The organism is Synechococcus sp. CBW1006 (assembly GCF_015840525.1).
GTDB lineage: Bacteria > Cyanobacteriota > Cyanobacteriia > PCC-6307 > Cyanobiaceae > CBW1002.
Genome location: NZ_CP060396.1, coordinates 412,198 through 436,060 on the forward strand (window position 1 = coordinate 412,198; position 23,863 = coordinate 436,060).

Annotated in this window: 18 protein-coding genes; 4 read left to right on the plus strand and 14 right to left on the minus strand. The window is 56.9% G+C overall.

Annotated features, from left to right (window positions below):
• Nucleotides 1-6: 6 nt before the first annotated feature.
• The 5 genes from ltrA (H8F26_RS01995) to H8F26_RS02015 form a co-directional block, all read right to left on the minus strand.
• Nucleotides 7-1,035, minus strand: a complete 1,029-nt coding sequence (gene ltrA, locus H8F26_RS01995; RefSeq protein ID WP_197157144.1) for a group II intron reverse transcriptase/maturase — start codon at nt 1,033-1,035, stop codon at nt 7-9.
• Between the two features lie 134 nt (nt 1,036-1,169).
• Nucleotides 1,170-2,516 (minus strand): transposase, encoded by a 1,347-nt coding sequence (locus tag H8F26_RS02000; RefSeq protein ID WP_197157146.1) that lies wholly within the window; start codon nt 2,514-2,516, stop codon nt 1,170-1,172.
• A gap of 10 nt (nt 2,517-2,526) precedes the next feature.
• A complete protein-coding gene (gene ltrA / locus H8F26_RS02005) occupies nt 2,527-3,780 on the minus strand; it encodes a group II intron reverse transcriptase/maturase (RefSeq protein ID WP_197157148.1) in 1,254 nt (417 codons plus the stop codon).
• Nucleotides 3,781-4,291: 511 nt separating this feature from the next.
• Entirely contained in the window at nt 4,292-4,591 is a 300-nt protein-coding gene (locus H8F26_RS02010; RefSeq protein WP_197157150.1) for a transposase, read from the minus strand.
• Between the two features lie 222 nt (nt 4,592-4,813).
• Entirely contained in the window at nt 4,814-6,364 is a 1,551-nt protein-coding gene (locus H8F26_RS02015) for an IS5 family transposase (RefSeq protein ID WP_197157152.1), read from the minus strand.
• Nucleotides 6,365-6,646: 282 nt separating this feature from the next.
• On the opposite strand from H8F26_RS02015, the gene H8F26_RS02020 reads away from it, so the two are divergent.
• Complete coding sequence (locus H8F26_RS02020) at nt 6,647-7,882, plus strand: IS66 family transposase (RefSeq protein ID WP_197157154.1); 1,236 nt, start codon at nt 6,647-6,649, stop codon at nt 7,880-7,882.
• On the opposite strand, the gene H8F26_RS02025 is transcribed toward H8F26_RS02020, so the two are convergent.
• Nucleotides 7,816-9,366 carry an IS5 family transposase gene (locus H8F26_RS02025; protein WP_197157156.1) on the minus strand — a complete coding sequence of 517 codons (1,551 nt, stop codon included), beginning with the start codon at nt 9,364-9,366 and terminating at the stop codon, nt 7,816-7,818. The genes H8F26_RS02020 and H8F26_RS02025 overlap by 67 nt on opposite strands.
• Nucleotides 9,367-9,511: 145 nt before the next feature.
• On the opposite strand from H8F26_RS02025, the gene H8F26_RS02030 reads away from it, so the two are divergent.
• The gene (locus H8F26_RS02030) at nt 9,512-9,910 is read left to right on the plus strand and encodes a transposase (protein ID WP_197157158.1); all 399 of its coding nucleotides are present in this window, start codon (nt 9,512-9,514) and stop codon (nt 9,908-9,910) included.
• Nucleotides 9,911-9,960: 50 nt separating this feature from the next.
• Here the strand turns inward: H8F26_RS02030 and H8F26_RS02035 are convergent, their stop codons facing one another.
• Nucleotides 9,961-11,712, minus strand: a complete 1,752-nt coding sequence (locus H8F26_RS02035; RefSeq protein WP_197157160.1) for a T3SS effector HopA1 family protein — start codon at nt 11,710-11,712, stop codon at nt 9,961-9,963.
• A 286-nt stretch (nt 11,713-11,998) separates the two neighbouring features.
• Nucleotides 11,999-13,210 (minus strand): IS256 family transposase, encoded by a 1,212-nt coding sequence (locus H8F26_RS02040; protein ID WP_197158913.1) that lies wholly within the window; start codon nt 13,208-13,210, stop codon nt 11,999-12,001.
• A 580-nt stretch (nt 13,211-13,790) separates the two neighbouring features.
• On the opposite strand from H8F26_RS02040, the gene ltrA (H8F26_RS02045) reads away from it, so the two are divergent.
• Nucleotides 13,791-15,041 carry a group II intron reverse transcriptase/maturase gene (gene ltrA / locus H8F26_RS02045; protein WP_231597922.1) on the plus strand — a complete coding sequence of 417 codons (1,251 nt, stop codon included), beginning with the start codon at nt 13,791-13,793 and terminating at the stop codon, nt 15,039-15,041.
• Nucleotides 15,042-15,389: 348 nt separating this feature from the next.
• Here ltrA (H8F26_RS02045) and H8F26_RS02050 read toward each other — a convergent pair whose 3' ends face one another.
• On the minus strand, nt 15,390-16,919 hold the full coding sequence (locus tag H8F26_RS02050) for an IS5 family transposase (protein WP_231605306.1): 1,530 nt from the start codon (nt 16,917-16,919) through the stop codon (nt 15,390-15,392).
• A gap of 52 nt (nt 16,920-16,971) precedes the next feature.
• The gene (locus H8F26_RS02055) at nt 16,972-17,511 is read right to left on the minus strand and encodes a hypothetical protein (protein ID WP_197157162.1); all 540 of its coding nucleotides are present in this window, start codon (nt 17,509-17,511) and stop codon (nt 16,972-16,974) included.
• A 1,355-nt stretch (nt 17,512-18,866) separates the two neighbouring features.
• Between H8F26_RS02055 and H8F26_RS02060 the strand changes: the two genes are divergently transcribed.
• Entirely contained in the window at nt 18,867-20,123 is a 1,257-nt protein-coding gene (locus tag H8F26_RS02060; protein ID WP_197156002.1) for an IS256 family transposase, read from the plus strand.
• A 259-nt stretch (nt 20,124-20,382) separates the two neighbouring features.
• On the opposite strand, the gene H8F26_RS02065 is transcribed toward H8F26_RS02060, so the two are convergent.
• The 4 genes from H8F26_RS02065 to H8F26_RS02080 are packed head-to-tail and all read right to left on the minus strand — an operon-like array spanning nt 20,383 to nt 23,813.
• Complete coding sequence (locus tag H8F26_RS02065) at nt 20,383-21,255, minus strand: ATP-binding cassette domain-containing protein (protein ID WP_231605406.1); 873 nt, start codon at nt 21,253-21,255, stop codon at nt 20,383-20,385.
• A 46-nt stretch (nt 21,256-21,301) separates the two neighbouring features.
• Nucleotides 21,302-21,841 carry an ISAs1 family transposase gene (locus H8F26_RS19790; RefSeq protein ID WP_197158914.1) on the minus strand — a complete coding sequence of 180 codons (540 nt, stop codon included), beginning with the start codon at nt 21,839-21,841 and terminating at the stop codon, nt 21,302-21,304.
• Entirely contained in the window at nt 21,838-22,467 is a 630-nt protein-coding gene (locus tag H8F26_RS19795; protein ID WP_197154053.1) for an ISAs1 family transposase, read from the minus strand. Before H8F26_RS19795 ends, H8F26_RS19790 begins: the two co-directional genes overlap by 4 nt.
• Nucleotides 22,416-23,813, minus strand: a complete 1,398-nt coding sequence (locus H8F26_RS02080; protein ID WP_231605407.1) for a peptidase domain-containing ABC transporter — start codon at nt 23,811-23,813, stop codon at nt 22,416-22,418. The genes H8F26_RS19795 and H8F26_RS02080 overlap by 52 nt, the downstream gene beginning before the upstream one ends.
• Nucleotides 23,814-23,863: the final 50 nt, after the last annotated feature.

Here is a 23,863-nt window from a genome sequence, read left to right on the forward strand (position 1 = left end):
CTCTTGTCACCCAACCGTTGCGTGACCAAGAATCTGCCAATGAACAAACAACTGTGGATTCTGCTGAGCAGTTTTGTTCAGCAGCCGCAGGCTTCGTCCACGGTGACCGCGCAGAGGCTTATGCTTCTGACGCAGCCAGGAGCCAAGCCGTTCGTCGAAATAACGGAACAACTTGTTCCACATCTCCGTCGGATAAAAGCGCCCAAAATACTGCCACCAGCCCCGCAGGACCGGATTCAGCATTCTGGCAACATCGTCCAATGGCAGATGAGAATGATGGCGAAGTCTCCATCCTCGAATACGATCCCTCATCTTTCTCAAGGATAAGGGGCTTACTGCTGGCGCAAAGGTTGTGAACAACTTGCCCCAGCGGTTCTTCGCACAGCGAGGACGGAAAGCAAAGCCTAAGAACTCAAACTGAATCTTCGCAAACGAGCCCTGTCTATTAGAGTCCCTGCAGTAGACCATTTGGGTCTTCTCAGGGTGCAGCGTTAGATGGCAGGCTATGCATCGAGCCTCAAGGCTCTCCTTCAGGGCCTGTGCTTCACGCTGGCTAGAGCAATGGCAAATCACATCGTCTGCGTAGCGCTCAAACTGGATGCCAGGATGATTCCTACGCATCCAGATATCAAAGGCGTAATGCAGAAACAAGTTGGCAAGAAGTGGACTAATCACACCGCCTTGGGGTGTCCCGCAGGCCTTGGCCTGTAGTTCTCCATTGGGCAGTTGAACAGGTGCTTCAAGCCAACGCCGCAGATAAAGCAGCACCCAGCGCTCTTGGATGTGAGCCTGGAGAGCCTTGAACAAGAGATCATGATCGATCGAGTCGAAAAATCCCTTGATATCAAGGTCCAATACCCAGTCTCGTTGCCAGCAACGCTTGCGACACAATTCCACGGCTTGATGAGCAGATCGACCGGGTCGATATCCAAATGAATCCGAATCAAAGATTGGCTCCAATCTGGGTTCGATGATCTGTCTGACCACCATCTGTGCGATGCGATCGGAAACTGTTGGAATGCTCAGTGGCCTCATGCCTCCCCCTTTGGACTTAGGAATCTCTACACGGGGACTCCTGAAAAAGATTCTCGGCCCATCGGCGCCGGATTCGTCCGTTTGCTTCGCGTTAATCAGGCCGGCAAGCGCGGTGACATCAAGTGGGCCAGATCTCAAAAGGCTGGCTTGCAGATGCCCTCAGGCGCTCTGATCGCTGACCAGGCCATAAGAAAGCTGTAGATCCACCCAAAAAGAACGACAAAAAAGAGGCGCAGCAGCCTCAAGACCTTCTCCGCGCACATCACGACAAAGGCCATCGAGATGGAGGATTCGGCACCAGCTGGTAGACGAGCCTTGATCAGATCCAGCGAATACTTGCGCTTTCCAGAGCCAAAGACGCCTTCCACTTCATTGCGTCGTGCTTGATCAGATCGGAGCTGCTGCTTGTGTGTAGTAGTGACATCAGGATCCTTGGGCGGGCGGCCCAATCGCTTGCCGGAGAGGCGAATGCCGTTCCTCGTGCAGAAATGCCTATTCTTGGCCGTGATGTAAATCCGGTCGGCGCAGATGCGCTCTGGGTATGATCCTGTATCCAGCTTGTATTTTTCCGCCTGAGCGATCAGGTCTTCTCCATCGTTGTAGGGGTTCCAGCTGATGCGGTGCAAGAACGGAAAGCCGTTTTGAACCGAAACACTGATCTTGGCACCAAACTCCACCGCAGCACGTGCCTTGCCTCGCACCATTGGGCGGATATGGGTCTGCACAAGATTCACCAGGCGATCTGGAATGCTGTTGGTCCGAGAGTCGAGCAGAAGGCTCTGCTGCCGCTCCAGCTCGCTGCAGGCCAGTAACTTCAGCCACCAATGCCTCTTGAGCTCGGAAAGCCTTGCCCCACAGTCGATCAGAGCGTCAATAGCCTTGAGATTCTGGCGCACATAGCCAAGCTGATGTTTAATGGAAGCCTTCACCTTGCGTCGGCGTGGCCGTTTCTGCTTCGCGACTCTGAGGAAATGAGCACGAGCAAGGCCACGGTCGTAGCGCGGTCGATGTCTCCTGAATCCCGATGACTGACTGCACAGATTATCAATGACTCGCTCGGTCGTTGTGCGAGCCTCGTTGAGGAGCTTGAGGTCTCTGGGATAGGTGATGTCGGCAGGAGTGCAACTGGCATCAATCGTGAGAGTGCCCCAATTCTTTCCTTCTGGCCAGTCAGCAGGCTTGATCAACGCATCAAGTTCTAGCTGAGCGCCTCCTCCACTCGAATCACGATCATCATGGTCGTCATCGTCTGCTGCCTGAGCAAGTGCTTCCAGAAGGATCTCTTTGCCGCGCTGCACTACCAGCTCATTGATACGGCGCAGATCCTCATCAGAAAAGCGTTTGCGAAAGTGCACCATCATCGAGGCATCAAACGGTGCTTTGGCTGTGTAGCCCGCAAAGCCGAGAAAGAACTGTCGAGTCGCCCACAGGAACTTCCCCCGCAGGCGCTCACAGAACCGGACGTGACACTCTCGCGTCATCCGGCTCTTGTCACCCAACCGTTGCGTGACCAAGAATCTGCCAATGAACAAACAACTGTGGATTCTGCTGAGCAGTTTTGTTCAGCAGCCGCAGGCTTCGTCCACGGTGACCGCGCAGAGGCTTATGCTTCTGACGCAGCCAGGAGCCAAGCCGTTCGTCGAAATAACGGAACAACTTGTTCCACATCTCCGTCGGATAAAAGCGCCCAAAATACTGCCACCAGCCCCGCAGGACCGGATTCAGCATTCTGGCAACATCGTCCAATGGCAGATGAGAATGATGGCGAAGTCTCCATCCTCGAATACGATCCCTCATCTTTCTCAAGGATAAGGGGCTTACTGCTGGCGCAAAGGTTGTGAACAACTTGCCCAAGCGGTTCTTCGCACAGCGAGGACGGAAAGCAAAGCCTAAGAACTCAAACTGAATCTTCGCAAACGAGCCCTGTCTATTAGAGTCCCTGCAGTAGACCATTTGGGTCTTCTCAGGGTGCAGCGTTAGATGGCAGGCTATGCATCGAGCCTCAAGGCTCTCCTTCAGGGCCTGTGCTTCACGCTGGCTAGAGCAATGGCAAATCACATCGTCTGCGTAGCGCTCAAACTGGATGCCAGGATGATTCCTACGCATCCAGATATCAAAGGCGTAATGCAGAAACAAGTTGGCAAGAAGTGGACTAATCACACCGCCTTGGGGTGTCCCGCAGGCCTTGGCCTGTAGTTCTCCATTGGGCAGTTGAACAGGTGCTTCAAGCCAACGCCGCAGATAAAGCAGCACCCAGCGCTCTTGGATGTGAGCCTGGAGAGCCTTGAACAAGAGATCATGATCGATCGAGTCGAAAAATCCCTTGATATCAAGGTCCAATACCCAGTCTCGTTGCCAGCAACGCTTGCGACACAATTCCACGGCTTGATGAGCAGATCGACCGGGTCGATATCCAAATGAATCCGAATCAAAGATTGGCTCCAATCTGGGTTCGATGATCTGTCTGACCACCATCTGTGCGATGCGATCGGAAACTGTTGGAATGCTCAGTGGCCTCATGCCTCCCCCTTTGGACTTAGGAATCTCTACACGGCGGACCGGAGGCGGGAAGTAACTCCCTGATGCCAAACGATTCCAGATCCTGTAGAGGTTGTTCTTTAAGTCCTTGGAGAAATCATCGAGGCTCTGACCATCCACGCCAGCAGCCTTTCCGTTCCTGGAGATAGCCTGATAGGCTTGCCACACCATCTTCTTGGTAATTGGCAAAGGCTTGTCTGTGTTCATCTGATTCCTCCCAGGCAACCTGGTTGATCTGATTTATCAGACTGGATGACGCAGTTCCTTCGGTCCAAGGCGATTACAGCCTCTTCATCGCTACTACGAACTGCTCCGCCCCTGACAAGGTCATTGGTATTCAGACTCATGATTGTAGCCACTTGATCTTTTCCCTTGGCATCCCATGTCAGGTTCCCACGTTCCGTATCGAGGCCTGTGATGAGCTCGTGCCGTCTATACACCGGCTGCCATGTGGTCCGTATACAGGTGTCGCCCACACTGATCCGAGCTGTACATGCCTCAGCTCGTTTTGACAGCAACTGGAACGCATTTCGATGTGTCATCGACGGTTCGCTTGCGCTCACCTTCTCATCACTCACCTGACGGATCAACTCCGCCTTTTCCCCATCGCTCACCACCACGGCTTTTGACCGCAGCAGCATGGGGTGGTTTGAAGCCAGCCCCTGCAGGCAGACATCGGGAGGCCACACTCCCATCCTCGATACAGTTACGACATAGTTCATGAAGAATCTATGCCTCGTGGCACACGCACATAGGCGTTCTCTCTGATCTGATGGACAGTCTCCTCGTCGGTGAGCCCTAACTTCTGCTTGATGTAGAGAGCACCAAAGGCCATCCTCACTGAATTGGCTGGAGCGCCAATTGTGGAGCTGAATTGAGTGGCATAGGTTTCTTCCAGCTCATCCCATGGGATCAGCCCCTCCAGTTGAACCCAGCGGTTCTCGGGATCAAGTGTGCCGCCAAATGGCAGGTGGAACTCCTTGATTGAGATCTGACCGTTATTGTGCCTCCGGTACATTTGGAACGATCAGGAGTAAAGGCAATCACGGATTGCCTGATTCACGGCCACTTTAGCGGTTTCTCATGCTTGAGACAAGCTGCGGCGCAATGGATCTGGATTTTTCAGGAGTCCCTACCTAGGGACTCCTGAAAAAGATTCTCGGCCCATCGGCGCCGGATTCGTCCGTTTGCTTCGCGTTAATCAGGCTGGCAAGCGCGGTGACATCAAGTCGGCCAGATCTCAAAAGCCTGGCCTGCAGATGCCCTCAGGCGCTCTGATCGCTGACCAGGCCATAAAAAAGCTGTAGATCCACCCAAAAAGAAGGACAAAAAGGCGGCGCAGCAGCCTCAAGACCTTTTCCGCGCACATCACGACAAAGGCCATCGAGATGGAGGATTCGGCACCAGCTGGTAGACGAGCCATGATCAGATCCAGGGAATACTTGCGCTTTCCAGAGCCAAAGACGCCTTCCACTTCATTGCGTCGAGCTTGATCAGATCGGAGCTGGTGCTTGTGTGCAGTGGTGACATCAGGATCCTTGGGCGGGCGACCCAATCGCTTGCCGGAGAGGCGAATACCGTTCCTCGTGCAGAAATGCCTATTCTTGGCCGTGATATAAATCCGGTCGGCGCAGATGCGCTCTGGGTAAGATCCTGTATCCAGCTTGTATTTTTCCGCCTGAGCGATCAGGTCTTCTCCTTCGTTGTAGGGGTTCCAGCTTATGCGGTGCAGGAACGGAAAGCCGTTTTGAACCGAAACACTGACTTTGGCTCCAAACTCCACCGCAGCACGTGCTTTGCCTCGCACCATTGGGCGGATATGGGTCTGCACAAGATTCACTAGGCGGTCTGGAATGCTGGTGGTCTGAGAGGCGAGCAGAAGGCCCTGTTGCCGCTCCAACTCGCTGCAGGCCAACAACTTCTGCCACCAATGCCTCTTAAGCTCGGAAAGCCTTGCCCCGCAGCCGATCAGAGCATCAATGGCCTTGAGATTCTGCCGCACATAGCCAAGCTGATGTTTAATGGCAGCCTTCACTTTGCGGCGACGTGGTCGTTTTTGCTTCGCCACTCTCAGGAAATGAGCACGAGCAAGGCCACGGTCGTAGCGAGGTCGATGTCTCCTGAATCCCGATGACTGACTGCACAGATCATCAATGACTCGCTCGGTCGTTGTGCGAGCCTCGTTGAGGAGCTTGAGGTCTCTGGGATAGGTGATGTCGGCTGGAGTGCAACTGGCATCAATCGTGAGAGTGCCCCAATTCTTTCCTTCTGGCCAGTCAGCAGGCTTGATCAACGCATCAAGTTCTAGCTGAGCGCCTCCTCCACTGGAATCACGATCATCATGGTCGTCATCGTCTGCTGCCTGAGCAAGTGCTTCCAGAAGGATCTCTTTGCCGCGCTGCACCACCAGCTCGTTGATAAGGCGCAGATCCTCGTCAGAGAAACGCTTGCGAAAGTGCACCATCATCGAGGCATCAAACGGTGCCTTGGCTGTGTAGCCCGCAAAGCCGAGAAAGAACTGAATATAGGCGTTCTCTCTGATCTGATGGACTGTCTCTTCGTCGGTGAGCCCTAACTTCTGTTTGATGTAGAGAGCACCAAAGGCCATTCTCACTGATTTGGCTGGAGCGCCAATTGTGGCGCTGAATTGAGGGGCATAGGTTTCTTCCAGCTCATCCCATGGGATCAGCCCCTCCAGTTGAACCCAGCGATTCTCGGGATCAAGTGTGCCGCCAAATGGCAGGTGGAACTCCTTGATTGAGATCTGACCGTTATTGTGCCTCCGGTACATATTGAGCGATCAGGAGTAAAGGCAATCACGGATTGCCTGATTCACGGCTACTTTAGCGGTTTCTCATGCTTGAGACCAGTTGCGGCGCAATGGATCTGGATTTTTCAGGAGACCCTAGGTACGGATTCCATCAGTTACTGAGCAAGTATCTGGCATCGGGACAAGCCAAAGTCTTCTTGTATCCGTTCAGGGGGCGTGACAGCTCGCGGCGAACATCGGCCCTGCTGAACCCTTGACGACAGCTTGATTTCCGGTTGCATCTCAGGTAGAGACCCGCCTGTGATGACCGCACATCCGGCTGGAATTCCAGAAGCCGACTGGCTGGAAACTCCCGCCAGCGTCAGAGCGCTGATCAACGCCCAGCAGCAGGAGATCGAGCTGTTGCGCGGCCAACTCACCTCCTTGGCCACCGAGTTGGCAAACCTGCGTGAGCGGATCGGACGCAGCTCTCGCAACTCATCCAAACCTCCCTCCAGTGATGGTCTGGGTTTTAAGCCGCCAGAACGGCGCAAGGGCAGTGGCCGCAAGCGGGGCGGCCAGCAGGGCCATCCCGGATCCGGACCAGAGCTGCTGTCGATCGAGCGGGTGGATCAGGTGGTGGATCACCACCCTGATGCCTGCCGCCGCTGTGGCACCTTGCTCCAGGGAGAGGATCTCGATCCCCTGCGCCATCAGGTGATCGAGATCCCGCCGATTACCCCGCTGGTGATCGAGCACCGGCTGCATCGCCTGGTCTGCCCCTGCTGTTCCACCAGCACCTGCGCCTCGTTGCCGGCGGATGTGGAGGCCAGTCACTACGGCCCAAGGCTCAGTGCACTGGTGGGCCTGCTGGGCAGTGCCTTTCCGTTGAGTTTCAGCAAGACCCAGGCCCTGCTCCAGCAGCTGGTAGGAGTGGAGATGAGCCGCGGCGCGATTGCACGGGTCCGCCAGCGCTTGAGTGCAGCACTGGAGCAGCCCATGCAGGAGGCCCTTGCTTTTGCCCGCGTGCAGCCGGTGGCCTACGTAGATGAAACTGGCGCCCCCACCGGCAATGCCGACGGCAACAATCCCACTGGAAAGCGGGGCTGGCAGTGGGTCATGGTCACCGCCGTGGTGACGGTATTTGTGCAAGGGCTGAGTCGATCGACGACCGCTGCCATCGAGCTGCTGGGGAACGCCTTTGGCGGGATTGTGGTGAGCGATCGCTTCTCGGCCTACAACCACCTGCCCACCAAGCAGCGCCAGCTGTGCTGGGCGCACCTGATCCGCGACCTGACGGCCATCGCCGAACGCCCGGGCGCCAGCGCTGAATTCGGAGCCCAGCTGCTGGGCCTGCAGCAGCAGCTGTTTGGCCACTGGCACCGCTACAAGGGGACTCCTGAAAAAGATTCTCGGCCCATCGGCGCCGGATTCGTCCGTTTGCTTCGCGTTAATCAGGCTGGCAAGCGCGGTGACATCAAGTCGGCCAGATCTCAAAAGCATGGCTTGCAGATGCCCTCAGGCGCTCTGATCGCTGACCAGGCCATAAAAAAGCTGTAGATCCACCCAAAAAGAAGGACAAAAAAGAGGCGCAGCAGCCTCAAGACCTTTTCCGCGCACATCACGACAAAGGCCATCGAGATGGAGGATTCGGCACCAGCTGGTAGACGAGCCATGATCAGATCCAGGGAATACTTGCGCTTTCCAGAGCCAAAGACGCCTTCCACTTCATTGCGTCGAGCTTGATCAGATCGGAGCTGGTGCTTGTGTGCAGTGGTGACATCAGGATCCTTGGGCGGGCGACCCAATCGCTTGCCGGAGAGGCGAATACCGTTCCTCGTGCAGAAATGCCTATTCTTGGCCGTGATATAAATCCGGTCGGCGCAGATTCGCTCTGGGTAAGATCCTGTATCCAGCTTGTATTTTTCCGCCTGAGCGATAAGGTCTTCTCCTTCGTTGTAGGGGTTCCAGCTTATGCGGTGCAAGAACGGAAAGCCATTTTGAACCGAAACACTGATTTTGGCTCCAAACTCCACCGCAGCACGTGCTTTGCCTCGCACCATTGGGCGGATATGGGTCTGCACAAGATTCACCAGGCGGTCTGGAATGCTGTTGGTCTGAGAGGCGAGCAGAAGGCCCTGTTGCCGCTCCAACTCGCTGCAGGCCAACAACTTCTGCCACCAATGCCTCTTAAGCTCGGAAAGCCTTGCCCCGCAGCCGATCAGAGCATCAATGGCCTTGAGATTCTGCCGCACATAGCCAAGCTGATGTTTAATGGCAGCCTTCACTTTGCGGCGACGTGGTCGTTTTTGCTTCGCCACTCTCAGGAAATGAGCACGAGCAAGGCCACGGTCGTAGCGAGGTCGATGTCTCCTGAATCCCGATGACTGACTGCACAGATCATCAATGACTCGCTCGGTCGTTGTGCGAGCCTCGTTGAGGAGCTTGAGGTCTCTGGGATAGGTGATGTCGGCTGGAGTGCAACTGGCATCAATCGTGAGAGTGCCCCAATTCTTTCCTTCTGGCCAGTCAGCAGGCTTGATCAACGCATCAAGTTCTAGCTGAGCGCCTCCTCCACTGGAATCACGATCATCATGGTCGTCATCGTCTGCTGCCTGAGCAAGTGCTTCCAGAAGGATCTCTTTGCCGCGCTGCACCACCAGCTCGTTGATAAGGCGCAGATCCTCGTCAGAGAAACGCTTGCGAAAGTGCACCATCATCGAGGCATCAAACGGTGCCTTGGCTGTGTAGCCCGCAAAGCCGAGAAAGAACTGAATATAGGCGTTCTCTCTGATCTGATGGACTGTCTCTTCGTCGGTGAGCCCTAACTTCTGTTTGATGTAGAGAGCACCAAAGGCCATTCTCACTGATTTGGCTGGAGCGCCAATTGTGGCGCTGAATTGAGGGGCATAGGTTTCTTCCAGCTCATCCCATGGGATCAGCCCCTCCAGTTGAACCCAGCGATTCTCGGGATCAAGTGTGCCGCCAAATGGCAGGTGGAACTCCTTGATTGAGATCTGACCGTTATTGTGCCTCCGGTACATATTGAGCGATCAGGAGTAAAGGCAATCACGGATTGCCTGATTCACGGCTACTTTAGCGGTTTCTCATGCTTGAGACCAGCTGCGGCGCAATGGATCTGGATTTTTCAGGAGACCCTACAAGGAGGGAAAGATTGACTGGCCCGCCTTGCAGCAAAGCTGCCGGCCGATCCGCCAGACCTTTGAGACCACGCTGCAGCGGGTAGTAGAGCTCGGCTACCAGCGCGGCGAGCGAACGCCTTGGGCCAGCACAGTGCGCACGTGCCAGCAGCTCCAGAAGGTGACAGGTGGGTTGTGGACCTTCCTGGAGAACGAGGGAATAGAGCCCACCAACAACGCCGCAGAACGTGCCCTGCGCCAATCGGTGATTCAGCGCAAGATCAGTCAAGGAGTCCAATCCCGCCAAGGTGCGATCTGCCGGAGCCGCCTGCTCACGGTCACCACTACCCTCAGGCAACAGGGGCGGGATGTCTGGGAGTTCCTGGAGCAGGCCTGGATCGCCCATCACCGCGATGGGGTGATGCCGTCACTGCTGAGCGATCCCTGAAGGCAGAAGAAAGGACAAGGAAGAGTCTCTGATCGCTCAGCGGTGAGCGATCAGGCTTGCATTCGTGCGGTGGGGCGTCCCGACCCCTGAACGCATACGTCTTCTTTATCTTGCAGGGATTCAGCCAATCCAATCCCAGGGGCAATGGATTGGGTAAATAGCGGGATCGGATCTTTCAGATGGGATCGAAGCCCAGCATAGTTTTCCTGCAACGCAGAACGCAAATGGATATAATCATCAGCCTTCAGCTCCAAAACCGCAGCATTATATCTTCCATACAATGAAGGATCATTGAGAACGCTCAAGCTGTACGGGCAGGCCATACGATTGAAAGCGGTGGTGAAGACATCCAGTAATACAATTGCTCCATCCGAAGTGACATGAAAGTAGATATTGATGCGAGCCTGATCGACAGAAGGTTCACCCTCGTTTCCAATTGCCACATAAAAGTCTCCATCAAGACAAGCATTGGGCAGGAGCAAGGACACGGCCATGCCGACAGACAGGAATGACAGCATCTCTGACTTGGAGAGCTGTGGCATGGAGACTCGATCAATCGCAAGATCAGAAGATGGATCAACCCAAAGACGTAGGCCATCCTTCTCAACCTGGATACGATCCGCTTCCAATCGGATCACGATCCAGCTCGGATCAGAGAACCCCCTGCCACGATTGGCTGACTGAATCTGCCTAAGAAAATCGATATCAAGACCGGCAGCTGTATTGTTTTGAAAAGATTTCTCGCGGGGGCGAGTCAGACTGCGACTCTCTTGCTCACCACTGAAATAAATGTCAAACAAATAATTCCTGACCTGACGCAGTTTATAAGCCTGCTTCAGCTGATCGGGTAGAGCACTATAGCGTTTGCGATTTTGATCAGAGGCCTTATCATCTCCGGGGTGTGTCAAGTCGAGGGGAGCATAGGCCGGGTGTTGAATCAGCGGGGGTTCAATGCGAATATTCGCGATCAAGTCGGCGAGCGCATCGTCGAGAGAGTAATGCTGAACCCAATAGGGTAGTGGCGCATCAGATAGAAAGTCATCCTTATCCTGAATGGATTGGATTAAAGCCGTCTCACCAGTATCCACAACAGTGTGGGAAGCAAAGTCAGATGGAGAAAACTCGGTACATCCAAAGATTGTCACCATCGCGGCTCTAGGCTGGCACAATAACGACTTGGCCACCTGCAGCATCGAGATTTCCAAATTACCAAAGGGTTCTCGATAATGCAGCCGATCCTGGATCGACCCAATCAAACCTAAGCCAGAAAACCGTAGGACCCGTTCTGGAAAGTCAGAAAAGACGTCAAAGATCTTGGGAAACTGTGCCAGATAGGCCTGCAAGAAGGCGACCAATGATGGCTGCAGCCTCTCCAAGGGCACCGCAGCCAACCGCAGTGCCACCTCCAGATCAATATCTCGGCTGAGCATGAGACTCTTCAACCATACCCGTAGGTATTCAGCCACAATTGCTCCCACATCCAGGGCAGGATCACCCCATGCCCATTGCTCCCAATCAATCAGTCGGATGACTCCCTGAGCTTCATTCAGATTCAACGCAGCCGCAGACGTGGGCAAGCGTTGAGATTGCCAGAGGGGCCAATCATGGTGAAGCAAGACATTGTTAAACCTCAGATCGTTATGGATCAAGCAGCATGCCTGATAATCCTCTTCAAGCTGGGCAATGGCCTTGGACAGACCTTGCGAGCGATTATAAAGTTTATAGAAATCCAAGCCATCCGCAGATACCCGTGTAAATATATCTGGTGACAGATCCTCGAGGTCACCAAGGAAGTCGGGCATATCGTCACCTCCTTCAGGGCCGCGTCCCTTTGCGTGGTGTAAAACCCGAGGCCCGAATGCCCTGACTCAGAGGGTGAACAGGGTGGAATGACGGGCTGTCATTCCTGAGGTGCAGATGCACCTCGTTCTTCCACGATGAAACGAGACGATTGACTTGTCAAGTCTCTCGTCTGATCGCGGCTGTGTTGTGAGCGGCAGGAGTCTTCTATGCAGCCCAGGGGTTACAGCGCCGGCCCCCGGGCGGCGATCGAGGCCGCTGCGCCCTGTGGGGGCGCTGCCACCTCAATCACCTGGGGCCTGCGTCTTGCACCTCTGCGGCGGCGGCGCTGAGCAGGGCCGGCAGATCCTCCAGCTCCGGGATGGCAGCCATGCTTTCGGCGGAGAACATGCGGCGGCCTTCCAGCTGCCAATGCTCGTGCTGCTCCAGCAGCACCGCGCCCACCAGGCGGGTGATCGACGCGTCGTTGGGGAAGATGCCGACGACGCGGGTGCGGCGCTTGATCTCCTCGTTGACCCGCTCCAGCAGGTTGGTGCTCCAGACCTTCTTCCAGTGAGGCTGCGGGAAGTGACGGAAGGCCAGCACGTCCTCTCTGGCCTCGTTCATGAGCTCGGTGGCCTTGGGGAAGCGCTCCGCCAGCGAGGCGGCCAGGTCATCCCAGCGGCTGAGGATCTCTCCGGCATCCTCCTGAGCGAACACCGAGCGCAGGGCGGCGGTGACCATGCCCTGGTGGGCTTTGGGGACGCGCTGGAGAAGGTTGCGGGCGAAGTGGACGCGGCAGCGCTGCCACACACAGCCCTGCAGCTGGCGCCTGATGGCCTTGGTGAGGCCCACGTGGGCGTCGGAGATCACCAGCTTGACGCCAGTCAGGCCGCGCTCTTTGAGCGAGGCGAGGAACTCACTCCAGAAGCCCTCGCTCTCGCTGTCGCCCACCTTGAGGCCCAGCAGCTCACGGCGACCATCGGCGTTGACCCCCATGGCGACGACGACGGCCCTTGAGCAGACCTGCAGGGCCTTGCCCAGCCGGCCGTGGAGGTAGGTGGCATCCAGGTAGACGTAGGCGTAGCCGGACTCCTGCAGGGGCCGGTTCAGAAACGCCTGAACCTGCTCGTCGATGTCCTGGCAGATGCGACTGACCTGGGATTTGGAGATACCGCTCTGGGATCCCAGGGCGGCGACCAGGGCATCCACCTTGCGGGTGGAGACCCCACAGATGTAGGCCTCCATGATCACGCCGTAGAGGGCCTGCTCCACCCGGCGACGGGGCTCGAGGATCGAGGGCAGGAAGCTGCCAGCCCGCAGTTTGGGGATCAGCAGGTCGATGTCGCCTACCTGGGTGGTCAGACTGCGGGGCCGGTAACCGTTGCGATAGCCGAGCCGCTCCTCGGTGCGCTCGTGGCGGTCGGCACCCAGCACGGCAGCGACCTCCAGCTCGATCAGCTGCTGCAGGCCGTAACGGGCCAGCTCGGGGATCAACTCACCGGCAGTGCTGCCATCCAGTAGCGGCGCGAGGTCGGGTGCGGCACAGTAAGTCTTGGGCGTGTGTCACGAGTCAGCAGGTGAAAGCCAAGGCTGATGAAACTGCATCGGGGATGGGAGTGTGGCCTCCCGGGATCGGCCTGCAGGGGCTGGTACCAAACCACCCCGTGCTGCTGCGTTCAAAAGACGTGGTGGTGAGCGACGGGGAAACGGCGGACTGGATCCGTCAGGTGTGCGACGAGAAGGTGAGCGCAAGCGAACCGTTGATGACGCGCCGATATCTATTTCAGACGCTGCCAAAACGGGAGGCGGCCCAAATCTCCTGGATCAGTGTGGACAGAGCCTGTCTATGGACCACACGGCAGCCGGCGTATAGACGGCACGAGCTCATCGCAGGCCCTGATGCGGAACGTGAGAACCTGCCATGGAATGCCAAGGGAACATCCCAAGTGGTCACCACCATGAGGGTCAATACCGATGTCTGTGGCAGGGGCGGAGCAACCCGTAGTAGCGATGATGGGTCTGTAACGGACTCGGAGCCAAGGGGTTGCATCATCCCGTTTGGAGTCTCCCATCAACTGCCTACGGCAGGAGGAATGGGATGACAACAGACAAGCCGCTACCGATTACCAAGGTGATGGTCTGGAAGGCCTATCAACAGGTGAAACGGAACGGACAGGCGGCCGGTGTGGATGGCCAAAGCCTGGACGACTTCAACAAGGATCTGGAGAATAATCTCTACAAACTCTGGAATCGGATGGCATCAGGAAGTTATCTTCCGCCACCAGTTCGGCGTGTGGAGATTCCCAAATCCGGTGGAGGCGTCAGGCCGCTGGGTATCCCGACGGTTGCTGATCGCATCGCACAGATGGTGGTCAAGCAGGTGCTGGAGCCAGAGCTGGAGCTGATCTTTGATCAGGATTCCTACGGCTACAGACCGGGCAAGTCAGCGCATCAGGCAGTAGAGGTCTGCCGTCAGCGCTGCTGGAGGTCCAACTGGGTTCTCGATCTCGACATCAAGGGGTTTTTCGATGCTATCGATCACGACCTGTTGATGCGCGCGATCAAGGCCCATACCTCCGAGCGCTGGGTGGTGCTCTACCTGCAACGATGGCTGCAGGCACCGGTTCTGTTGCCGGATGGCACGCTCCATCCCAGGGACCGGGGCACACCGCAAGGTGGTGTCATCAGTCCACTGCTGGCCAATCTGTTCCTGCACTATGCGTTTGATGTGTGGATGCGCCGGAGCCACCCGGCCATTGCCTTTGAGCGCTATGCAGATGATGTGATCTGTCATTGCCACAGCGAGAAGGAAGCTCGGCGGTTGCTGGAGGCATTGCAGGATCGCTTTGCGTCCTGTGGCCTCCAGCTTCATCCCCAGAAGACCCAGGTGGTCTACTGCAGGGATAGCAACCGCCGGGCACCGTTTGCTGATGTCACGTTCACGTTTCTTGGTTTCGCGTTTCGGCCACGTGTGTCTCGCAATTCTCGCGGAGTCATCTACACAGGCTTTTTGCCGGCAGTGAGTCCGCAGGCTCTCCAGCGTATGCGGGAGAGGATTAGGTCGATAGGGCTTCCATCGCTCGTGTATCTGTCGCTTGAGGAGATCGCTAAAGTGCTGAATCCAGTGATTCGTGGCTGGATTCAGTACTACGGTCGTTTCTATAGGACAGAACTGATCAGGAAGTTGTATCGCTACCTGGATGACAGAATTGCAGCCTGGTTACGGCAGAAGTACAAAAGGCTGCGGGGTCGTCGGCTCCAAAGCTGGCGAGTACTTGCCAGGATCAGGTCTGGACATCGTGATCTGTTCGCGCACTGGCGTCGAGTCAGTGAAGTGGCATGTGGATGATGGGAGCCGTATGACGCGAGAGTGTCACGTACGGTTCTGTGAGCACCTCGGGGGGAAGTTCCCCGGGGTGACTCGACATGGTTCGTCTGGTTGAGGTGGTTCTCGAACCAGGGAAACGGGCCTGCCCACCCCTTGCAACGCCAGCCGCTGGGCCAGCCACCTGAGGTGCGCGGCCCACCCCGGCTACGCCGGGGTGGGGGTGCCGGGGGATTTACACCAAGCCTTGGGACGCCAGCTCCTTCAGGAGGCCGCCAACTGCTTTCCGGATCTAATTCGGGCCTCCTGAGAAGGTAAGAACCACCCCCAGGGCAACAATATGGGGAGGGCCGGCTGACCTCTGAGTGTTGCTCAGGCTGCAGCCGGTTGATTGCTCAGGAGTCGCTCCTCGCCTCTTCGGATGGATTCAGTGCCGATCAGGAGCTGAAACAAGAAGGCAAAAAGGACAAAAAGAAGCTCCAGCAGCTTCTCGAGGTTCATCACCAGTACAGCCAATGCAATGGCTGATCCTTGGGTGGCAGCGAGCTTCTCACGAATCAGACCCAATCCAAATCGCCGCTTCCCCTGTCCGATTTTGCCTTCTACCGCGTTACGTTGCCGTTGATCATCAAGAAACTGTCTCTTCTCTTCTGCCACAAGCTCAGGATCGCTCTTGGGCCGACCAAGGCGAGGTCCACTCAGGCGAATCCCATGACGCTGACAGAAAGCGCGGTTCGCTCGAGTCCGATAGATCTGATCGGCACAGATCACTTCTGGATAATGACCATGACGACGGCGATAGGCTCTTGCCTGAGCCTTTAGATCTTCTCCTTCGTTGTAGGGGTCGTAGCTCAGGCGGTCTAGGTAGGTGAATCCATCACCCGTAACTGAAATTGAGATCTTGGCTCCGAATTCGACATTACATCTGGCTTTGCCACGAACTATGGGCCTGATGTGAGCTTGGAAGAGGCTCACGATCCGATTGGGGATGCTTCTGCTGTCTGAGTGGTAGAGAATCTTCTGCTGGCGAACCAGCTCGCTGACCACCAAGAGTTTGTGATACCAGTGTCTTCCTGCAGCCAAAAGGCAGGCACCGCAAGCGATCAGGGCATCAATACTGCCAAGATTCCGTTGAAGATGGCCGAGCTGCTGCTTAATCGCTCTTCGAATCTTGCTGATGCGAGGGCGCTTCTTCTTTGCCACTGCCAAAAACTGCTGACGGGCTTTCTTTCGATGCGTACGTGGCTTCTGGCCAAACGCCTCTCTGATCGGCGGATGCATCGCATCAATCAGTTTTTCTGTAACTTCTCTGGCTTCATTGAGCAGAGATAAATCAGTCGGATAGCGGATGTCAACCGGTGCGCATGTGGCGTCAATCAAGAGTGTGCCTTGGTTGGCCGATGGCATAGACGTGTGATCATTGCTGCCATGCCCCGTGGAAGAACCGCCACCTTTGTCTGCACCTTGATCATCGTCGGCATCTGCGGCCTGGATCACATTCAGCCCATGGCGCACGATCCGTTCGTTGCAGTCGTTGATCACTGACTCCGGCAGGCGCTTCCGGAAATAGACCATCATCGATGGATCGAACGGTGCTGAGAACTGGAACGCTTCTAATCCAATGAAGAATTGCAGGTACGGATTTTCCTTGAGTTGCTCAACCAGCTCCTCGTCTGTGATCGCCATGCGAGCTTTGATGATCAGGGCACCCAATGCCATTCGAAATGGCTTGGCAGGTGCCCCAAAGCCTTTGCAGAACTGCGACGCGTAGTCGTCCTCCAGCTCATCCCAGGGAATGAGCTCAGCAAGCTTGATCCAGCGATTGTCACCAGAGAGTTTGCCGCCAAACGGCAAGAAGAAATCCTCAAACGAGAGCTGATGACGATGCTCGCGCCGATACATGTGGAAAACTCTGGACTGCTTTTCGGCGATATCGAGCCGAATTGAGCACATTCTACAGTTGAAATCTGCTCGGATCCACTGCGGCGCAGCCGCTTTGCCCTTTCTCAGGAGGCCCTAATTCAAGACGGTAATCCTGCCGGCGAAAGGTTGCCGGATGAAGCGTCGCGAGGGAGGCTCCTAGAGCGGTTGCGATCGTGGCGGAAAACTGCTGTGTGTCTGCATAGAACTCGCCAAGATCACAATACGATTGCAAATATCGAAAAACCTGAATTGCGTTGACTGGATCATAATGGACGCCCTCAGGCATTAATGACTGCAAATCATGCAGCTCCTCATGGGATGCCAGCAATTGGTAGATTCGCCATTCGTCTTCAAAGTCACCCTTCGGAACCTCTTGGCAATTTATTGGTCCTTGCTTGACCAACAGATGATTGATGGCTGCATTACGCCTCCCACTCCTCGACAGCTGAACATGCAAGTTTAGATTCTTTCCAGGCCGTTTTTCAACCCTAAAAAGGCGATCGGCTGAATGACACAGCTTATGACGAGCCAAATAATCAAGAATGCTTGCTGAATTCAATCGATAAACCATGGGTTGGTAGCCACCACTTGAAATTCCATCGGCGACGGGCCGGGATTAACTCATGCCGGCAAAGCATCAAGAATGCCCGGGCACATCCTTGATGCTTGGGGAAACTCATAGGCCTTCAATCATCACTTACAGGGTAACCGGGTTGACAGAGAAAAGATTTCTTTCTCTGTGTTGATCTGCCAAGTAGAGCATACCCTTAGCGGCGATTGCGACGACGACTACGACGACGACTACGAAGGCGACTACGACGACTGCGGAGACGGCTGCGGCGATTGTTGTTGCGGCTGATACGGCTGCGGCTGATACGGCTGCGGCTGCGGCCCCCTCTTCCTCCTGAGATAGAGGCCTCATCTTCGGGGTTGAGATTGTGAATGAGGCTATCGGCCCCAGAAAGCAGATCAAGCCCCAACAAGTCAACATGTTCTGTGGCTTTAATGTCCATGCGATGTTCCTCCTTCTGGCGTATCGCCAGATTCAGTGTGAGTGGTGGTTAAGATGCGTTGCTGCCAAATCGGCATTTGAAAGACGGCTACAATGACCATCTCATCCGACAGTCCAGCCGGTTTGACTGGACTGAAGCAAAAGTAGAATGCGAACGGCAAGAAAATGGCGGGAAACCGGCAAGAAAACTCTTACCATTCCAGTTGGCAGGCTGGGATGCACTGCTATGAGTGGTCGACGGGTGGCTGAGACCAATCGATGGGTGAGCACAAGATCTCTAGCCGGGCTCTGACAGGATCGTTTCCCTTGGTAGGGGACTCACGCTGACCGATTTGGACTGGTCGTCCGACCACGACCATGCCATCGACCTCAGCGGACTCAGCGGACTCAGCGGGAAGGAAACAACAACAGCGGCTGTCAATTCCTGAAGACCGACTCAGATTCACAGCCACATCAGCAACTCAGTCTTGCGCAACACGCAACAGGAACTTCAGCACGATCTCAACACCAGTGGTGATATCTGCCACGAGATCCAGGCCCAACCGTAGGTCGCAGTGACGTAATGACGAACACTGCGGACAAGACCACGACCTTGATCAGCAACTAAAACTAGCCACTCCGTACCGCGGAGGGCCATGCGCGCCAGTTCTCGGACGGTAGCCAGTTCATTGAAGAGATTGCGCAGGATGACCGGCAAGGAAGCCATCTACTCAACAGCAGTCGGTCAAGGAGCGGTCTCACAACCAGCGTTGCGATTTCGTGCAAGCAGCGTCCCGTGGAGTGGTGTAACTCAGGAGGAGCAGCCCCGGCGTAGCCGGGGCTGACGGCTCGCCTCCCTCAGTTCTCTGTTATGGCAATGGGTGGGCCGGTCTGTGACCCTGTTCGGAGCACTACCACCAAACCGAACACAGACCATGACCCTTTCCCATAGTGGCGCCTCCGAGCTGAGACAGCTCATGGAGGGCACCACCGCTGGCGCGTTGATCCCGGAGATCGTGCGTCGGGGCTTTCAGGACCTGCTGGAGGCCGAGGTTTCCGCGCTCACCGGAGCCCAACTCCACGAGCGTTGCCCCGATCAGCGCTCTACGCACCGCAACGGCTACCGCAGGCGACTGCTCACCACCCAGGTGGGCGACCTGACCCTGGCCATCCCAAAGCTGAGGCAGGGCAGCTTCTTGCCCGACTGGCTGGAGCCCCGACGGCGGATCGACAAGGCCCTCTACGCCGTGGTGATGGAGGCCTACACCGGCGGCATCTCCACCCGCAAAGTCGACGCCCTGGTGGAGGCTCTGGGCGGCGACAGCGGCATCTCCAAATCGGAGGTGAGTCGCATCTGCCAGGGCCTTGATGAGCAGGTCAAAGCCTTTCTGGGCCGGCCACTGGAGCATGCCAGCTTCCCCTACGTCTACCTCGACGCGACCTACCTTCACGGCCGTCTGGGCCGCAACCTGCAGGTGGTCTCCCGGGCGGTGGTGGTGGCGATCGGGATCAATGCCCTCGGCTACCGCGAGGTACTGGGAATCGCCGTGGGCGACAGCGAGGCCGAGGGCTTCTGGCGCCAGTTCCTGGGCTCACTCAAAGAGCGTGGCCTGACTGGCACGCGGCTGGTGATTTCGGATGCCCACCTGGGGCTGACAGCCGCGATCAAGCGCATGTTCCAGGGCAGCAGCTGGCAGCGGTGCCGAGTGCACTTCCTGCGCAACCTCCTGAGTCATGTCCCAAAGGTTGGCCAGGACATGGTGGCGGCGGCGATGAAAGCGGTGTTCGTGATCCAGAAGCCTGAGCAGGTCAGAGCCCACTGGCAGCAGGTCACCGAGATGCTGCGCAAGCAGTTCCCCGGCGCCGTGCCCGTGATGGAAGCCGCCCGGGACGACGTGCTGGCCTTCCTGCACTTCCCCCAGGAGCACTGGCGCAAGATCTGGAGCACCAACCCGCTCGAGCGCCTCAACAAGGAGATCAAACGCCGCACCAACGTGGTCGGCATCTTCCCCAATGACGCCGCGATCGTGCGGTTGGTGGGCAGTCAGCTGCTGGAGCAGCAGGAGGAATGGCAGCTGGAGCGCCGCCGCTTCTTCTCCGAGGCCACCATGGCAAAAATCCCCGAGCTCGAGGAAATGTTGGAGCCCACCGATGGTGATCCGGCCAAGCGGGCGGCAGTAGCCATGAGCTGAAACGCACCAACTCCTTCCTCGATCTACACGAATCCCCTCGATCGCTGAGTTGCACATTCAGCGATCAGGGTTCATAGTGGAACGATGGAGCTGCGCAATCAGCTCCCAAGCAGTCATCCCCTGACTGCTCCTGATCACCCTCCTGAAAGGGTCACAGGACCTCCTGAGTTACACCACTCGAAGGGGGGCTATCTTCGTGCAGGGGGGGATGGGGCCAAGCACCCCGTGGAACACTGGAAAGCCATGACGCGTGGTTCTGTCATCCCTTCAGCAGGTAGGGAGCCAGAGATTCACTGTTGCCCAGATCCTGCGGTCGTCCCTGGGATACAACCCTCCCCTGCTCCAGGTACACCAGCCAATCACAGCGATGAATGACACTGGGGCGGTGACTGATCATCACCGTGGTCACCCCCCGACGCTCCTGCAACAGATTCTCAATCAGCCGGCGCTCCAGCACCGGATCCAACGCCGCTGTGGACTCATCCAGAATCAGCACAGGCGGGGAGGTGACCAGTGCTCGGGCAATCGCCAGTCGCTGGCGTTGTCCACCAGAAAGATTGGCCCCGAATTCACCCAGGACTGTCTGATAGCCATCAGGCAGTTCGCGAATGAACTCGTCAGCAAGCGCTTGTTCACAGGCTGCCACCACCTGATCAAACGAGACATCTGGGTAGGCAAAACGAAAGTTTTCGAGAATCGTGCGATTGAAGAACTGGGCCTCCTGGGGAACCAGCACCACTTGCCGCCGCAGACATTCCAGGGAGATGTCATGAAGTCCATAGGGACCGTAGTGAATCGAGCCGCTCTGGGGTGGATAAAGACCGGCCAACAACTTGACCAGCGTGCTCTTGCCACAGCCGGATTCACCGATCAACGCGGTGCAGCACCCAGCCGGAAAGGTAACTGTGAACTGACTGAGCAGATCCAGCCTGCCAGCATGGTGAAACGCCAGATTCCGGCAGTTGATCTCGCACGACTGTGGCAGGGTCACCCATGGCTTTGCCATCGCCTGAGGATCCTCCAGGCTGCCCTCCAGCACCTCTGACAATCGCCTGATCACTACATTGGCTGTGAGGTAGTCGTCGGCGAAGTCGACCAAGGATTCCAGAAAGCCGAGCACATTGCCGCTCATGCCGCTGAAAGCGAGGAGTTGACCAATGGACAGGGTTGCCTGAAAGTCACTCCAACCTCGCTCCCGCGAGCTGAACCCCGCCCAACGCCAGCATCCCTCTGATGTCGTAAGCCAGTTCCCGGAGCCCCCGTCGGATCGAGCGGTAGCCGCCGCGCCGCAGCAGGTTCATGACCACGGTCCGCAGGAACGCAAACACCGGTGCACCGATGCGATGGGTATAGCGGTGGGCGTCCTCACCGAGCTGGGTGTCGCGGGCCCAGTGCCATTCGTTTTCAATGCTCCAGCGTTGCCGGATCAGGCGCAGCAGGCCTTCTGGAGCTGTGCGAACGGTCGTGATGAACAAGTGCCTGGTGACACTGTGCTTGCCGTTGCGCTTGGTGGTCGTGGTGATCAGCTCCACGATCCAGGCGCTGCCCGGCCAGGCTTCCTTGATGTGATCGGGGGCTTCCTTGGCCCTGAGCTCCCAGCGCGTGTCACGCCCATGGCGTTTCTCCTGATCCGTTGCAGTGAAAGGGATCCGACGTTTTCCCTCGAACTGGCGGCTGATCTGCCGATGGAGCCTGGGCTGATTCGTTTTGACGGTCAGGGCGACGTCGGCTCCCTGCTCGAGGCACCAGCGAAAAACGCCTGCGTCGTGTGCAGGGCATCCGCCTGGATCAGCTTGCCCTCTAAATCCATCGTGCTCAGCAGCTCTTTGAGCGCTGCTCGCTCGCTCGATTCATGGGTGTCGTAGGCCTTCTGAGCCAAGGCGACACCGAGGGCTCGGGCGTAGACCGTCACCTGGGCGACAAAGCGGTGGTTGCCGTCATCGGTCTCGATGGCTGAACCCTTCAGGGTCTTGCCATCGCACACCAACTGCTCCACAGCCGTTGTACCGCCTGGGATATGGCTGATCATCCAGGCCTGGAGCACCTCGCCGAACTGCTGCAGGTGCGCCTTGTTGAACAGGTAGAGGAAGGTGGCGTCCGAAGGCCAGCGCTTGAAATTCAGCCCCAGGGCCTGGTTCAACACCTCCCGGTGCCGCCTGGCGAACGCCTCCAGATCGCGGGAGCTGCGGCAGTCGCTGAGGATCCCAAGCACCGCCACCAGCAGCAGGTACCACTGCGGGTAGCGCACCCCGCGGCGGTAACGGCCATCGGGGATGGCCTTGAGGAAGCTGATCAGGTCGGCATCGGCGTTGAAATCAACAGCGGGAGCAGCGGTCTGGGGCATTGCTGAGGGGCTGGTCCCGCGAGCAAACCAGGCCGCGGCAGGGGCGCCAAGGGCAAGCTGGACGGACTTTCAGGCGGCCCTGGACCAATGGACAGTTGACCAGAAATGACAAAACCACTTCCATACCAGAGCAGAGCCAGGGTGGTCACCCGAGACAACAGCCCTGTTGTGGTGCCACTGAACAGACTCAGCTGCAGTGCATTCCAGCGGAGGTGGGCCACGCTGCCGAAGTTCCGCTGGTACTCTTCCCAGGCCTGGGGTGAAGCCTCGGTGGTTTTCAGCACTTGGGCGCCACGAAAGATCTCTACCAGAAAACCCTGGTTCTCCGCGGATTCCACAATTAGCCGGCGGTTCTTCTCGTACTGTGCAGGTAAATACAGCAGGCCTGAACCAATCAGAATGCCAAAGGACAACAAGGAAACAGCAGTCAGAGCGGGGCTGTAAACCAGCATCACCACGAGAGAGATGGAGGCAATGAAGAGGTCGCTCGGCAGTCCAAGAACAAGATCGCTGATCAGTGCATTGATACGACTGATGTCTCCAATCCGGCTCACCACCTCACCACTTCGATGGCTGTCGAAGTAAGTCATCGGCAATTGCAGTAGCCGGTGGCCATACTCCAGCACCATCCCCAATTGAAGTCGCTGGGCAAAATGACCCACCATGTGGCCCTGGATCATGCTGATGACACTGCGAAAAACAAACAGAAACAGCATCGCCAGGCCAAGGCTGGTGAGCAGCTGACTATCACGACGGACCAAAACGTCATCTGTGAGCAACTGCATCAACAGCGGCATAGCCAGGGCCAGCAGGCCGATGACCACATTGATGCTCAGGGCCTGTAGTAGCAAAATCCGATAGGGCCAGGTCAAGCGCAGAAAGCGCAGGAACGGCACGCGCTTCTCCTCCGGCTGTTGCAGCAGCCTGTTGAGGTCTGGCTCCAGCAGCAGCAGTACTCCGTTCCCCCAACCCTCTCGAAACTCCTCTCGTGACAACTTGCGGATGCCGGCAGCCGGATCGGCGATGACCAGCTTTCTTCCCTGCTGCCCATAAAGAACTACCCAGTGGTCTCCATGCCAATGGCAGATCGCGGGCAGCGGAATGACATCGAGCTGCTCGAGAAAAGCAGCATCGGCCCGCACCGCACGGGCATGAAAACCGATGGCATCCGCCCCCCGTCGCAGGCCCAGCAGAGTGGTCCCCCGGGCACCCGTACCGACAAGTTCGCGGACCCGCGAAAGGGCCAGCCGCCGGCCATGATGGCGTGCTACTGCTACCAGGCAAGCAGCGCCGCAATCCTCCTCAGAATGCTGCTCAACCCAGTCGTAGCGCACGATGCAGGACATCTCTGCGCAACAAGCTAAAGGGCACCTCGATAAATCAACAAGCCAATGCA